The following is a 13,810-nucleotide window of genomic DNA, read 5'->3' on the forward strand; positions in this document are numbered from 1 at the left end:
GGATTTGGCGGTGATCCCGTCACAAAGGAAAGTCAGTAGATGAACTGGGACACGTTTTCGTATTGGGGTCAGCACATCTCGAAATGGGCGGCGGATTATCACAGGACACTCGCTGAACGCCCCGTGCGGGCGCAGACCGCGCCGGGGGAAATCGCGGCCCAGCTTGTTGCAACGCCACCCGAGACAGGCGAGCCGATGGACGCCATCATGGCCGATTTCGAACGGATCGTGATGCCGGGCATCACCCATTGGCAACATCCGCGCTTTTTTGCGTATTTCCCTGCCAACGCAGCACCCCCGTCCATGTTGGCCGAGATGCTGGTGACAACCATCGCAGCCCAATGCATGCTGTGGCAGACCTCGCCTGCCGCGACCGAGGTCGAGGGCGTCATGGTCGACTGGCTGCGGCAGGCCCTTGGATTGCCCGAGGGCATGACCGGCGTCATACAGGACAGCGCCTCTTCGGCCACCTTGTCGGCAGTACTGACCATGCGGGAACGGGCCACCGGCTTTACCGGTAACCGGGAAGGCCTGAACGCCAAGGGGGCGTTGCGGATTTATTGTTCCGATCAGGTGCATTCGTCGATTGACCGGGCATGCTGGGTTGCCGGGATCGGTCAGGACAATCTGGTCAAGTTGCCCACGCAGGGGCCGAATTTCGGGATTGTCCCCTCGGCGCTTGAGGCCGCCATTCAGAATGACATCGCCGCAGGACATATCCCGGCCGGTATCGTTGCAATTACCGGTGGTACAGGTGTGGGGGCCTGCGACGATCTGATGGCCGTGGCTGATATTGCGCAAAAATACGACCTGTACACTCATCTCGACGCCGCCTGGGCGGGATCGGCCATGATCTGCCCCGAATTCCGCAGGGCTCTGTGGCAGGGCGCCGACCGCTATGACAGCATCGTCTTCAACCCGCACAAGTGGATGGGTGCGCAATTCGATTGTGCCATCCAGTTCCTGAGGGACGCCACGCCGCAGCTCGATACGCTGAAAATCGAACCCGAATACCTCAAGACGACCGGAGCCGAGGTGACGAATTACTCGGAGTGGACCATCCCGCTGGGCCGCAGGTTCCGGGCGTTGAAAATCTGGTTCCTGTTGCGGTCATACGGGTTGGAGGGATTGCGCGAACGCATCCGCAACCATGTGGCATGGGCCGGCGAGCTGGCGGAAAAGATTGGTGCGATCGAGGGGTTCGAGATCACAACCGGCCCGATCCTCAGCCTGTTTTCCTTCCGCTGCCCGGGGGACGATGCACAGCAGCAGCGTCTGGTGGACGCGCTGAATGACGATGGCAGGATTTACCTGACGCAGGGCATGTTCGACGGCCGCAAGATTATCCGCTTTCAGGTCGGGCAGTTCGATACCACCCGCGATGACGTGTTGATGGCGGCGGACGTGATCCGGGACGTGTGGGAGGCCATGAAATGAGGTTTGCCACTTTCGTTTCGGGCGAAGAACGTTTCTTCGGGGCGATCACCGACGGTGGTGCAGTTGCCTTGAACCAGGAGTTCCCGGAACACGACAGCCTTTATGAGGTGATTGCTGCCGGGGCGTTCGATCAACTGGCAGAAGCGGCCGGGGGCAAACCTGTCACCCATCCCGATTTCACCTATGACATGGTGATGCCGGATGCGCGACGCATCCTTTGCGTCGGGGTGAACTTTCCCGACCGGAACGCGGAATACAAAGATGGCAGCGCGCAGCCCAAATACATGTCCCTGTTCCCGCGTTTCGCCAGTGGGTTTACCGGCCATGACCGGCCTCTGATCCGCCCACCGGAAAACCACACGCTGGATTACGAAGGCGAAGTGGCCATTGTGATTGGCAAGGCTGGCCGCCGCATTCCGCAGCAGGACGCATATGATCACATCGCCGCGCTGACGTTGTGCAATGAAGGAACCATTCGCGACTGGGTTCGGCACGCCAAGTTCAATGTCACACAAGGTAAGAACTGGGATAGCTCTGGGGCGATCGGCCCGTGGCTGGTTCCGTTCACGGATGCGGCTCAGCTGGATGAGGCGCGTCTTCAAACCCGTGTGAATGGCGAGCTGCGACAGGATGATACGCTGAACCGCATGATGTTCCCGATCCGGCGCGAGATCGAATACATCTCGACTTTCATGACGCTTCAGCCTGGCGATATCATTGTGACCGGTACACCGACCGGGGCGGGCGCGCGGTTTGATCCGCCGAAATACCTGGCACCCGGTGATGTGGTCGAGGTCTCGGTCGACGGTATCGGTACTCTGCGAAACACGGTTGAGGATGAAAAGGTATGACGCCCGAAGACCATGCGCGCGCGGCCACCGACCTGTTGCAGGCAGAACGAACGCATGAACAGATTGGCCTGCTCAGCCTGCGCCACCCCGAGATGGGCATGGATGACGCTTACGAGGTGCAGAACGCCATCCATCGCCAGAAACTGTCCAAAGGGCGCAAGGTGATCGGGTGGAAGATCGGCCTGACTTCGAAAGCCATGCAATACGCGTTGAACATCGACATTCCCGACAGTGGAATTCTGTTTGACGACATGATGTTTGCACAGGGTGCCACCGTTCCGGCCGGGCGTTTCATCCAGCCCCGGATCGAGGCTGAAATTGCCTTTGTCATGAAATCGGCCATAGGCGGGGAAAACGTGTCCCGCGAAGATATCATCGCGGCTACGGATTACGTCGCGCCGTCCATCGAAATTCTGGATACACGGATTCAACGGGTGGATCCTGAAACCGGCAAGGCCCGCACGGTCTTTGACACGATCAGTGACAATGCCGCCAATGCCGGTATCGTTTTGGGCAACGACCGCCACAGGGTGGATGCCTTTGATCTGCGATGGGTTGGGGCGCTGACCTTCCGCAATGGCGAGATCGAGGAAACCGGTCTGGGCGCGGGGGTGCTGGACGATCCGGTCGAAAGCGTCGTGTGGCTGGCGCGTCGCATGGCGCAATACGGTCAGAGCATCGCGCCGGGCCAGGTTGTTCTGTCCGGCAGCTTCATCCGCCCGGTCGAATGCCCCCCGGGAACCGAAATCCACGCGGATTTCGGACCGTTCGGCTCAGTCGATATCAATTTCGCCTGAAAGGAACGCCAATGCCTGCGCCAATCAATACGTTCAAGGCCGCGCTGAAGTCGGGAACCCCTTTGATCGGGTGCTGGATCGGCTTGGCCAATGCGTACACCGCCGAGATCGCCGCAACCGCGCAGTTTGACTGGCTGCTGGTCGACGGAGAGCATGCGCCAAACGATCTGCGCTCGATCCTCGAGCAAGTGAGGGTGATTGAAGGATCTGGCAGTACCCCCGTCGCACGCCTGCCGATTGGCGAGACCTGGATGATCAAGCAATATCTCGATGCCGGTGTGCAGAACATACTGGTGCCGATGGTGGAAAGCGGCGATCAGGCGCGCGAACTGGTGCGGGCCGTGCAGTATCCACCTCGTGGCGTTCGGGGCGTTGGTTCCGCTTTGGCGCGGGCCTCGCGTTTTGCGGCTATCCCGGATTATCTGAAAACGGCGGACGAGCAGATCTGTCTTTTGGTGCAGGTCGAAAACAGGTTGGGACTGGAGGCGCTGGACGACATTCTGGCAACCGACGTCGATGGGGTGTTCGTCGGCCCGTCGGATCTGGCCGCAGATATGGGCCATATCGGCGATGCGGGGCACCCGGACGTGATCGAGGCCGTTCTTGATGCGATCCGGCGCATCGTTGCGGCAGGCAAACCGGCAGGGATATTGTCTCTGGACCCGGTCATGCAGCGAAAATGCCTGGATCTGGGGGCAACATTCGTGGCCACAGACATCGATGTGACTTTGTTCGCCAAGGCAATCCGGGCCGCTGCCGTTGATGGGCTCAGCCTGCTGCCCGATCAGGTGGTTTCGGGAATCGCGCAGACAGGCGCGGCGTCGAAATACCTGCAACAGCTTTGCAAACACTGGTCGCACAAGGCTCAGGTAACATTTGATGAAACGCAAGGCAGCGTGAGCTTTCCGGACGGAAACCGCGTCACCCTTTCGGCAGGCGACACCAGCCTGACCGTAACCGCCGCCACCCGGGCGCGCGGTGATCTGGCCCGATGGCAACAGGTCATCGAGGCTCATCTGGCGCGTTTTGCGTTTCGGGAGGAGTTCCGCATTGACTGGTCAGGATGAGGAAAACACGTTGCGGCCCTGAACCTGCCACTGTGGCAACGGGTCAAAGGCAGGCACACTTGTGTTGGATTTGGAACGGTTTTGCCCGAAAGGCCTCAGTTAGAGCTTTTGGATACCATGGACGGTCAAAGTGCTGACCAGATCGGCATAGTCTTCACGGGCCTTGGGCCCTGCTCCGCTATTCCACATGTAATACCAGTTCAGCATCCCAAAAACTGACATTGTGGTGCCGCGCAGCTTGTCCTTGTCATCGTTGAAGGCTGTCGGGGCCAGCTCTTTCAGGATGTCGCGCACAAAATTCACCAATTCCAGCTGATACCCGCGCAGAAGTTTCTGCTGTTCCTCGGTCAAGGCGCTCATGCCGCTGATCTGCACCCGGTGTTCATCATCTGCGCCTTGATAGGCAAACAGGATTTCGCGCACCGCTTTCCGCAGCTTCTGTTCTGGCGTAAGACCGTTCAGATCCACATTGCAGATGCGGTCGCGAAGCTCGCGCAGGTAGGTTTCAAGGATGTCATACAAGATGGCATCCTTGCTGTCGTAATAGTGGTAGATGTTTGCCTTGGAAATCCCGCACTCGTTCGCCAACAGGGTCATCGAGGCGCGATCAAACCCTTGGTCGGCGAATACTTTGGCGGCCGTTTTCAGGATTTGCTTCCGCTTCTGGTCGTGATCTTTGGCGATTGTACGGGCCACGGCTTATTCCTTATCGCGATTGTCGACGACGCGCTTCGCCTTGCCCTGAGAGCGTTCGACGTCGCCGGGATCACCTACAACAATTTCCGTTGAGACGCCAACGACGTCCTTGATCCGCTTGGTCAGCATCCGTGCCGCGGCCGTCTTGGACAGTTCGTCGGTGGAATCCGGGGACGATTCAACAAAAACCCGCATGGCGTCCATGCGGCCGGATTTGTACAGTTCGATCTGATAATAAGGGGCAAGGCCCCCCGTCGCCATGACCTGTTCTTCAATCTGGCTGGGAAAGACGTTGACGCCGCGCAGGATCATCATGTCGTCGCTGCGACCGGTGATCTTGGCCATCCGGCGCATGGACCGTGCTGTCCCCGGCAGCAGGCAGGTCAGATCGCGCGTACGATAGCGGATCATCGGCAACCCTTCCTTGGTCAGGGTCGTGAACACCAACTCACCGGTTTCGCCATCAGGCAACACCTCTCCGGTCGCGGGATCAATGATTTCAGGCAGGAAGTGATCTTCCCAGATCACCGGGCCATCCTTGGTTTCAACGCATTCATTGGCCACCCCGGGCCCCATGATTTCGGACAGGCCATAGATGTCGACCGCGTGCATATCAAACGCCTCCTCGACTTCGGCGCGCATGGCGTCCGTCCAGGGCTCGGCACCGAACACGCCAACCTTCAGCGAGCTTTCACGCGGGTCGAGCCCGACCTTGTGGAACTGTTCAAGGATATTGAGCATATAGGAAGGCGTAACCATGATCCCGTCGGGCCGGAAATCGTTGATCAGATTGACTTGCTTTTCGGTTTGCCCGCCGGACATGGGGACGACGGTCGCGCCAAGCCGCTCGATCCCGTAATGTGCGCCTAGACCGCCGGTGAACAATCCGTAACCATAGGCATTGTGCACCATGTCACCCTTGCGCAACCCCGATGCGCGCAGGGACCTTGCGCCCAGATCCGCCCAATTGTCGATGTCATTTTTCGTGTAGCCCACCACCGTCGGCTTACCCGTCGTACCGGACGAGGCGTGCAGGCGAATGATCTGGCTGCGTGGAACGGCGAACAGGCCGAACGGATAGTTGTCGCGCAGATCATTCTTGTACGTGAACGGAAACTTCGCCAGATCCGAAAGCTGCTGAAGATCGTCGGGATGCACACCGGATTCGTCAAACCGTTGCTTGTACATCGGAACGTTCTCATAGGCGTGGCGAACGGACCATTTGAGGCGTTCAAGCTGCGTCGCGCGGATTTCATCGATCGAGGCGATCTCGATCGGGTCCAGATCCGCTTTGTTTGGGGAAAGGTCTTCCATCGCGTCACTCCTCCAGTCGCGAAGCTATTCCTGAAAATTCTGCCCGCCGATCGCGCGGGACATTCCGCGAAACTCGGCGATCAGGGTGTTGTCTTGATTGGTGACACGGACGTCATAGATGCCACTGCGGCCGGTAACGGCAACCTCTGTCGCGGTTGCGGTCAGATGGTCCCCTTTTTTTCCGGGTGCGAGGTAGCTCATCATCGTATGCTGGGCGACGGTTGCCACATTGCGGCTGTTGCAAGCGAAGGCGAAGGCGCTGTCGGCAAGGGCATGAGTGACGCCCCCGTGGCAAATGCCGTGCCCGTTGCAGTGATGGTCCCCGACTGTCAGGGTCAGGATTGCACGGCCTTCGTCGACTTCGACCAGATCCATCCCGAACCATTTGCTGGCTTGGTCCTTCGCCCACATCGCTTCAGCGGATTTCGTGGCACGTTCTTTGGGTGTCATCATCAGCGTCCCTGGAAATTCGGTGCCCGCTTTTCAAGAAAACTGGATACGCCTTCGGCGTAATCTGCGCTTTCCCCGCAGGTCTTCATTGCGTCCGCTTCGATCTCAAGCTGATCCGAGAGCGATGTGGTGGCAGCAGTTTGAATGCACTGTTTGGTCAGCCCGAGCCCGAGGGTGGGGCCGTTTGCCAATTGCGCGGCAAGCGCGCGCGCTTCGGTCATCAATTGATCATCGGCCACTGCCTTCCAGATCAGTCCCCAATCTTCGGCTTGCTTGGCCGGAAGGGGTTGGGCTGTCAGCGCCAGCCCCTTGGCGCGCGCCTCGCCCAACAGGCGCGGCAAGTGCCAACTGCCGCCCGTGTCGGGAATCAGGCCCACCTTGGAAAAGCTCTGAATGAATTTCGCACTTTCCGCGGCCAGAACCATATCACAGGCCAGCGCCAGATTTGCACCCGCGCCGGCGGCCACTCCGTTCACGGCGCAGATCACCGGGATATTCATCGACCGGATCAAACGGACAAGAGGGGCATAGAACGTGCGTACCGTTTTGCTTAAATCCGGTGGGCCATCCATCTCCGACGGATCGCGGTCGCCGAGGTCCTGACCGGCACAAAAGCCTCGCCCGGCACCGGTCAGCAGCATCGCGCGGGCCCCACCGTCGCGCGCGGCCTTCAGCGCATCCTGAAGCGCCAGGTGCATTTCTTCATTGAACGAGTTCAGCTTGTCCGGGCGGTTCAGGGTGATTTCGGCCCAGTTCCCGTTGTCTTGTACAAGAATCGTATCGCTCATGACTGTCTCATCTAATCTCGTTTCAACTTAACCATTGCATTAACCGAACGGTTGGTCAATATATAAACCCGAACCGAATCTGAGCCGATCAAAGGGATTGCAAATGTCGCAGTCGTCGCTGGTGAGCGTTGAATTTAAGGGCGACGTGGCGTGGGTCATCATTGACAACCCACCGGTAAACGCGACGTCGACAGGTGTTCGGCAAGGGCTGTCTGACGCGGTTGATGCGGTCAAGGGCGCGCGCGTGGCGGTGCTGTGTTGCGCCGGAAAAACCTTTGTCGCGGGTGGCGACATGTCCGAATTCGATGCGCCGCCGGTCGCGCCACATTTGCCCGACGTGGTTCAGAAAATCGAAGACAGCGAGGTTCCGTTCATTGCCTACATGCATGGCAACGTGCTGGGTGGCGGGTTCGAAATCGCCATGGCCTGTGCGTGGCGGATCGCAGCGCCGGGAACGGGTTTTGGCCTGCCGGAAGTCAATGTGGGCTTGATTCCCGGGGCAGGGGGCACACAACGATTGCCGCGTCTGGTCGGGATGCAGGCAGCAATTGACATGGCCTGTTCGGGCAAAATTCTCAAGGCAGAGACACTGGCCAAGCTTGGCGGCGTCGACCGCGTCGCCGAAGACCCCAAGGCTGCTGTTCTGGAATTGGTTGCCGACCTGCCCGAACGCCCAATACCTGTCAGCCAGCGTGCTGCGCCGGAATTTGCGCCGGATCTGTTGGTGACGAGCCACCAGGCTTTGAAGAAGCGCGCCAAGGGTCAGAAATCGCTCTTGGAAAACCTGACGGCGCTTGGTTGGTCGGTTGAGCCATTTGCCACCGCACAACCGAAAGAGCGCGCGCGCCATCTGGAGTTGCGCCAGAGCCCGGAAAGCCGCGCTTTGCGCTACGCGTTTTTTGCTGAACGTGCCGTGTCCAAACCGTCGTTGATCAAAGACGTGGCCGCCCGTGACATAACACAGATTGCCGTTGTCGGAGGAGGGTTGATGGGGGCAGGGATCGCAACTGCGGCCCTGAACGGCGGGCTTTCCGTGACGTTGATCGAGCGAGACGCTGACGCCGCGGCCGCAGCACACAATCGGGTTGCGGGTCTGCTGCAAGGCGCGGTCAAGAGAGGCAAGATGTCCGAGGCGCAGCTTCGGGATCGCCTTGCTGCGTTTCGTGCGGTGAACAGCTATGCGGACGCTGCGGATGCCGAGCTCGCGATCGAGGCCGTCTTTGAAGATCTTTCCGTCAAGCAGCAGGTGTTTGACGAGCTGGCCACGCATATGAGCAGCGATGCGATTTTGGCCACCAATACGTCCTATCTGGACCCGCGCGAGATTTTCGCGGGCGTCGGCAATCAGGCCCGATGCATCGGGCTGCATTTCTTTAGCCCGGCCCATGTCATGAAGTTGCTCGAGGTCGTAGTTGCTCCGCAAACGTCTGCTGAAGTTGTCGCAACCGCGGTCGCGCTTGGCAAAAAGCTTCGCAAGGTTTCGGTGCTGTCGGGTATCTGCGACGGGTTCATTGGTAATCGCATGTTGGCAGCCTATCGGCGCGAGGCCGATTATCTGCTGGCAGATGGGGCGCTTCCCTATCAGGTGGACCGTGCGATGCGGGTGTTCGGGATGCCCATGGGGCCTTACGAGCTTCAGGATCTGACCGGTCTTCAAATTGCCTGGGCGAACCGCAAACGCAATGCGGTCAACCGCGACCCGAACGAACGTTACGTCACCATCGCGGACCAGCTTTGTCAGCGCGAGCGTTTCGGCCAGCGTGTCGGCAAAGGGTGGTACCGTTACGAAGAGGGCAGTCGCGATCCGGTTCGGGATTCCGAAGTTGAGGCATTGATCAAATCCTATTCTGACCAGCAGGGCATCACCCGCAGGGATTTTACGGACGAGGAAATCTGTTCACGGTTACTAGCGGTGCTGGCCAACGAGGGCGCTTTGATCATTGAAGAGGGGATCGCGGAAAACGCCGAAGCTGTCGATATGGTTCAAATCCATGGATACGGCTTTCCCCGCTGGAGAGGAGGCCCGATGAACTATTGCAACGAAATCGGCATCAGCCGGTGCACCGCAAATATGCAAACCGTGGCGGAAGAAAGCCCCGGTTCCTGGCGCCTCGCGGGCCAATTGGAAAACAATTAACATGTTGATGGTTACAAAAGTGACCATTAACGCATTCTTGAGTCATGTTTCACAGGGAGGAGACAAAACCATGAAGTTCACCAAGTTGAGCACTCTTTTGGCCTCAGCCGCGCTGGCCGTTTCGGGCACAGTGGCGCTGGCGGCGGATTATACGCTGACGATTTCCAGCTGGGCACCGCCGACCCACGGCATCAACGCGAAGATGTGGCCGAAATTCGTGGAAATGGTCGAAGAAGCCACCGACGGCAAAGTCACTGCTGAACTGAAGCTGGGAATTGCTCCGCCGCCGGCGCAGATGGACCTGATCATGGATGGCGCGGCGGATGCGTCGATCATCTTCCACGGATACCAGCCCGGTCGTTTCGTCACCACCAAGATGATTGAGCTGCCCGGATATGAGGGCTCGGCCGAAGCGGCCTCGGTCGCGTATTGGCGTACATACGATCAGTATCTCAAGGCGGCGGACGAACATCGCGGTGTGAAAGTGATCGCCCTGCACACCCATGGCCCGGCGCAGCTTCATTCCAGCAGCCCCGTGATTAAGCTTGACGAGGTATCAGGCCTCAAAGTCCGTATCCCGGGCGGCGTTGGCGGAGATGTCGGCACGGCGCTGGGCGCAACCGGAATTCAGGTTCCTGCGCCGAAAGTATATGAGACACTCGCGTCGAAAGCCGCTGATGGTGTGGTCATGCCATTTGAATCCCGCAAAGGTTTCAAGCTGACCGAAGTGGCGCAAAACGTGTATGAAGTTCCGGGTGGCCTGTATCGCGGGTCATTTGCATTCATCATGAACGAAGACACTTTTGCGGATCTTCCCGCCGATGTGCAGGCCGCTTTGGAAGAGAAGGTGTTCGGTGAACCGCTGAGCCGCGAAATCGGTAAAATCTGGGATGAGATCGACGCGATCGGCCGTGAGGCGACCGAACAGACCGAAGGCAATGCGATCAATGCAGCCTCTGCTGAAGATCTGGAAAAGTTCAATGCGGTCGCTGCCGATGTGCGCGCCAAGGTCATCGAAGAGGTCAATGGAACCGGTGTTGATGCGCAAGCCGCTTATGACATGATCGTAAACGAAATGGCTGCCCAGTAACGCAGCCCGGCTGGCGGGGTCGACCCGCCAGCCATCTTCACCCGTTGGGGGCCAATCATGCAATCTATCGTGACCTTCGCGCGTCGCGTCAGTATCGTTCCGACGGTGCTGGCCTGTGTGGCGCTGTTCATCCTAATGGTGATGACCTTTTTTGACGTCATCCTGCGCTCAGTCTTCAATGCTCCGATCGAGGCGGCGACCGAACTGACGCGGATTCTGATGGCGATCCTTGTGTTCTCGGTCCTGCCGATGATTTCGGCCGGGAAAGGGCAAATTGCCGTTGATCTGACCGATGGAATTTTTTCCCGCCTGCGGCTGAGCAGGGCGCGCGATGCGATTGTCTATCTGGTGTCCGGCATCATGCTGATCTGGCCGATTCAGCGCGTTTGGGTTCTGGCTGAACGTGCACGGGATTACGGGGACGTCACCGAATACCTGTCGATCCCTGTCTTCTATGTCGGCTGGTTCATCGCCGCCTTCACCGCAATAACGGCCGTTGCGATGGTCATCACCGGTCTTTTGCACATTTTTGCCCCCCAAACCTTGTCGGAGCACGCCTGATGACTGCCGCACTGATCGGTTTCGCCCTTGTCCTGGTTCTTGTGTTGGTACGCTTGCCCATCGTGTTTGCGATGGGCCTCGTGGGGACGCTTGGGTTCGCATATGAACGCGGTGGCAGTATCCTGTCCGAGCGCGGGCTGAAGGCCGCCATGTCGATGGTGGGTCGCCAGATTACGGACACGGCTCAGGACTATGGCCTTTCGGTCGTGCCACTGTTCATCCTCATGGGCCTGTTCGTGAACAAAGGCGGGCTTGCGCGCGAATTATACGCGGTTTCAAACGCCTTCCTGGGCCATTTCCGAGGCGGTATCGCCATGGCGACGGTTGCCGCGTGCGGCGGCTTTTCGGCCATTTGCGGTTCCTCGCTGGCAACGGCTGCGACCATGTCCAAAGTTGCGATGCCGGAAATGCGCCGCTATGGGTACGCGGATGAGCTGTCGACCGCGTCGATTGCCGCCGGTGGCACGCTGGGTATCCTGATCCCGCCGTCGGTCATTTTGGTGATCTATGGCCTGCTGACCGAAACATCGATTGGCAAACTTTTCGTTGCTGGCATCATCCCCGGTGTACTTGGTATCCTCTTCTATCTGTTCGCGGTGCGCTGGACCGTTTGGCGCAGGCCCGAGGCCGGCCCCGCTGGTGAACGCCACGGCTGGGGCGAACGCCTGTCGGCCCTGCGCTCGGTCTGGGCGGTGTTGCTGTTGTTCTTCCTGGTGATCGGCGGCTTGTACGGAGTGTTCGATTTCCATCCTTTGAACCTGACCTTCAGCCCGACCGAGGCCGCTGGTATGGGCGCGATGGGTGCATTCCTGATCGCATTGTCGCGTGGCGGGCTGACCCTTGGGTCGACCTTTGAAGTGCTGAAGGAAACCAGCTTCACCGCAGCGGCGCTGTTCTCGGTTCTGATCGGGGCGCAGATCTTCTCGAATTTCATCAACCTGGCCGGTCTGCCCGAAGCGTTGATTGCCCTGGTCACCGCGTATGAGGTGGAACCCTTCGTCGTGATCCTGATGATCCTCGGGATCTACATCATTCTGGGATGCGTCTTTGAATCGCTGTCGATGCTGTTGCTGACGGTGCCGATCTTTTTCCCGCTGGTCACGTCATTGGGATATGATCCGATCTGGTTCGGCATCGTTGTCGTCGTCGTGACCGAGATCAGTTTGATCACGCCGCCCGTAGGTCTGAACGTGTTCATTCTGAAAGGCGTGGTCGGGGACGTATCGACCGGAACAATCTTCAGGGGGGTCACACCGTTCTGGGTGGCAGATATTTTCCGTCTGGCGCTGATCGTTCTGGTGCCGTGGCTGGTTCTGGTCCTTCCCGAACAAATGGGAGCGATGGGTCACTGATGTTCTCTCTGACTGCGCTTCCGGGCGGGTTTCATGCCGATCCCTATCCAACCTACGCCGCGTTGCGCGAAGACACGCCCGTCTGCTGGCAGCACGATGGTTCGGTGGTCCTGTCTCGGTATGACGATCTGGATCTGGTGTACCGGGATACCGAGCGTTTCATATCGGACAAAAAGGCGGTTTTCGGCCCCAAATACGGTATCGGCAGCCCGCTGTATGAACACCATACCACCAGCCTTGTGTTCAACGATCCGCCGCTGCATACCCGCGTCCGCAAGGTCATGGTCGGGGCGATGAACCCACGGGCGCTGGCGCAGATGGAACCGGGCCTGATTCAACTTGTCGATGGGCTGCTGGACGAGATGCAGGCCAAGGGTTCGGTAGAGTTGATCGAGGATTTCGCCGGGGCCATCCCGATTGAGATCATCGGCAACCTGCTTGGCATTCCCAGATCGGAACGTGGCCCTTTACGAGATTGGTCTTTGGCTATTCTGGGCGCTTTGGAACCTCAATTGACACCCGAGCAGGAAGAATGGGGCAACCGGTCGGTATCTGATTTCAAGGACTTTCTTCGGCATGTCATCGAAGATCGTCGGGCCAACCCCGGAGATCCTGCGACGGATGTCCTGACACGGTTGATGCAGGATGATACCGATGGTGGTTTGACCGAGGTCGAGCTGTACCAGAACTGCATCTTCATTCTGAATGCGGGGCACGAGACCACCACCAACCTGATCGGCAACGCATTGGAACTGTTGGAACGGCACCGCGACAAACGGGCCGAGCTGCTGGCCAATCCGGATCTGATCAACACGGCAGTGGACGAGTTCCTGCGGCTGGAAAGCCCAAATCAGTTTGGCAATCGTCTGACCACCGAAGATGTAACGTTCCACGGTCAGACCATTCCGGCAGGTACAGACATTCACCTGTGTATCGGCGCGGCCAATCGCGATCCGCGGCAGTTTGAACAACCTGATGAGGTTGTATTGGATCGACGTCCCAACAAACATCACGCGTTTGCCGGAGGGCCCCATACCTGCGTCGGCCTGACCCTGGCGCGAATGGAGGGTCGCGTGGCCGTCGGACGGTTTCTGGCGCGATTCCCGACCTATCGCATCACTGACGGCGCCGAACGGGGCGGCCGCATCCGGTTTCGGGGTTTCGCGCGACTGCCAGCGCAAGTCTGAGATGTGCGGTTTGGGGTGCCAATTCGCCAATTTATTGACCGACCGATCGGTTTATATTATGATTTCGTGAGACGTGCACATGG

General features: G+C 58.9%; 13 protein-coding genes. 9 read left to right on the forward strand and 4 right to left on the reverse strand.

Going from position 1 to position 13,810, the window contains the following annotated elements:
- Positions 1-39 precede the first annotated feature (39 nt).
- From AC2FNN_RS03960 to AC2FNN_RS03975, 4 genes are read left to right on the forward strand one after another with little or no spacing between them, the layout of a single operon-like run.
- Positions 40-1,437, forward strand: coding sequence for a pyridoxal phosphate-dependent decarboxylase family protein (locus AC2FNN_RS03960; RefSeq protein WP_496756751.1), 1,398 nt, complete (start codon positions 40-42; stop codon positions 1,435-1,437).
- Positions 1,434-2,288, forward strand: coding sequence for a fumarylacetoacetate hydrolase family protein (locus tag AC2FNN_RS03965; protein WP_496756753.1), 855 nt, complete (start codon positions 1,434-1,436; stop codon positions 2,286-2,288). Before AC2FNN_RS03960 ends, AC2FNN_RS03965 begins: the two co-directional genes overlap by 4 nt.
- Positions 2,285-3,085, forward strand: a complete 801-nt coding sequence (gene hpaH, locus AC2FNN_RS03970) for a 2-oxo-hept-4-ene-1,7-dioate hydratase (protein ID WP_496756754.1) — start codon at positions 2,285-2,287, stop codon at positions 3,083-3,085. Before AC2FNN_RS03965 ends, hpaH begins: the two co-directional genes overlap by 4 nt.
- Before the next feature lie 11 nt (positions 3,086-3,096).
- Positions 3,097-4,152: an aldolase/citrate lyase family protein gene (locus tag AC2FNN_RS03975; protein WP_496756755.1), complete on the forward strand. Its 1,056-nt coding sequence runs from the start codon at positions 3,097-3,099 to the stop codon at positions 4,150-4,152.
- Positions 4,153-4,251: 99 nt separating this feature from the next.
- Here AC2FNN_RS03975 and AC2FNN_RS03980 read toward each other — a convergent pair whose 3' ends face one another.
- Genes AC2FNN_RS03980 through paaG form a run of 4 tightly spaced genes read right to left on the reverse strand, consistent with a single transcriptional unit; the run spans position 4,252 to position 7,400 of the window.
- Entirely contained in the window at positions 4,252-4,848 is a 597-nt protein-coding gene (locus tag AC2FNN_RS03980) for a TetR/AcrR family transcriptional regulator (RefSeq protein ID WP_496756757.1), read from the reverse strand.
- Positions 4,849-4,851: 3 nt separating this feature from the next.
- Positions 4,852-6,162 carry a phenylacetate--CoA ligase PaaK gene (gene paaK, locus AC2FNN_RS03985; RefSeq protein WP_496756759.1) on the reverse strand — a complete coding sequence of 437 codons (1,311 nt, stop codon included), beginning with the start codon at positions 6,160-6,162 and terminating at the stop codon, positions 4,852-4,854.
- 24 nt (positions 6,163-6,186) lie between these two features.
- Complete coding sequence (gene paaI / locus AC2FNN_RS03990; RefSeq protein WP_496756760.1) at positions 6,187-6,612, reverse strand: hydroxyphenylacetyl-CoA thioesterase PaaI; 426 nt, start codon at positions 6,610-6,612, stop codon at positions 6,187-6,189.
- A gap of 2 nt (positions 6,613-6,614) precedes the next feature.
- Entirely contained in the window at positions 6,615-7,400 is a 786-nt protein-coding gene (paaG, locus tag AC2FNN_RS03995) for a 2-(1,2-epoxy-1,2-dihydrophenyl)acetyl-CoA isomerase PaaG (RefSeq protein ID WP_496756761.1), read from the reverse strand.
- A gap of 103 nt (positions 7,401-7,503) precedes the next feature.
- Here paaG and AC2FNN_RS04000 point away from each other — a divergent pair, with 103 nt between their 5' ends.
- The 5 genes from AC2FNN_RS04000 (at position 7,504) to AC2FNN_RS04020 (ending at position 13,727) form a co-directional block, all read left to right on the forward strand.
- Entirely contained in the window at positions 7,504-9,537 is a 2,034-nt protein-coding gene (locus AC2FNN_RS04000) for an FAD-dependent oxidoreductase (RefSeq protein ID WP_496756763.1), read from the forward strand.
- Positions 9,538-9,607: 70 nt separating this feature from the next.
- Positions 9,608-10,627, forward strand: a complete 1,020-nt coding sequence (locus AC2FNN_RS04005; RefSeq protein WP_496756764.1) for a TRAP transporter substrate-binding protein — start codon at positions 9,608-9,610, stop codon at positions 10,625-10,627.
- Between the two features lie 57 nt (positions 10,628-10,684).
- Positions 10,685-11,188: a TRAP transporter small permease gene (locus AC2FNN_RS04010; protein ID WP_496756766.1), complete on the forward strand. Its 504-nt coding sequence runs from the start codon at positions 10,685-10,687 to the stop codon at positions 11,186-11,188.
- On the forward strand, positions 11,188-12,540 hold the full coding sequence (locus tag AC2FNN_RS04015; RefSeq protein WP_496756768.1) for a TRAP transporter large permease: 1,353 nt from the start codon (positions 11,188-11,190) through the stop codon (positions 12,538-12,540). The genes AC2FNN_RS04010 and AC2FNN_RS04015 overlap by 1 nt, the downstream gene beginning before the upstream one ends.
- Positions 12,540-13,727 carry a cytochrome P450 gene (locus AC2FNN_RS04020; RefSeq protein ID WP_496756770.1) on the forward strand — a complete coding sequence of 396 codons (1,188 nt, stop codon included), beginning with the start codon at positions 12,540-12,542 and terminating at the stop codon, positions 13,725-13,727. Before AC2FNN_RS04015 ends, AC2FNN_RS04020 begins: the two co-directional genes overlap by 1 nt.
- The last annotated feature ends 83 nt before the right edge of the window (positions 13,728-13,810 follow it).

It is taken from the genome of Ruegeria sp. BHSA118 (assembly GCF_059613405.1).

Excerpts from the sequence above, each read along its gene's own strand:
- AC2FNN_RS04010 (WP_496756766.1), top strand. The coding sequence starts at position 10,685 with ATGCAATCTATCGTGACCTTCGCGCGTCGCGTCAGTATCGTTCCGACG.
- AC2FNN_RS04005 (WP_496756764.1), top strand. The coding sequence starts at position 9,608 with ATGAAGTTCACCAAGTTGAGCACTCTTTTGGCCTCAGCCGCGCTGGCC.
- paaG (WP_496756761.1), bottom strand. The coding sequence starts at position 7,400 with ATGAGCGATACGATTCTTGTACAAGACAACGGGAACTGGGCCGAAATC.
- hpaH (WP_496756754.1), top strand. The coding sequence starts at position 2,285 with ATGACGCCCGAAGACCATGCGCGCGCGGCCACCGACCTGTTGCAGGCA.
- paaI (WP_496756760.1), bottom strand. The coding sequence starts at position 6,612 with ATGACACCCAAAGAACGTGCCACGAAATCCGCTGAAGCGATGTGGGCG.
- AC2FNN_RS04000 (WP_496756763.1), top strand. The coding sequence starts at position 7,504 with ATGTCGCAGTCGTCGCTGGTGAGCGTTGAATTTAAGGGCGACGTGGCG.
- AC2FNN_RS03960 (WP_496756751.1), top strand. The coding sequence starts at position 40 with ATGAACTGGGACACGTTTTCGTATTGGGGTCAGCACATCTCGAAATGG.
- paaK (WP_496756759.1), bottom strand. The coding sequence starts at position 6,162 with ATGGAAGACCTTTCCCCAAACAAAGCGGATCTGGACCCGATCGAGATC.
- AC2FNN_RS03965 (WP_496756753.1), top strand. The coding sequence starts at position 1,434 with ATGAGGTTTGCCACTTTCGTTTCGGGCGAAGAACGTTTCTTCGGGGCG.
- AC2FNN_RS04020 (WP_496756770.1), top strand. The coding sequence starts at position 12,540 with ATGTTCTCTCTGACTGCGCTTCCGGGCGGGTTTCATGCCGATCCCTAT.
- AC2FNN_RS04015 (WP_496756768.1), top strand. The coding sequence starts at position 11,188 with ATGACTGCCGCACTGATCGGTTTCGCCCTTGTCCTGGTTCTTGTGTTG.
- AC2FNN_RS03975 (WP_496756755.1), top strand. The coding sequence starts at position 3,097 with ATGCCTGCGCCAATCAATACGTTCAAGGCCGCGCTGAAGTCGGGAACC.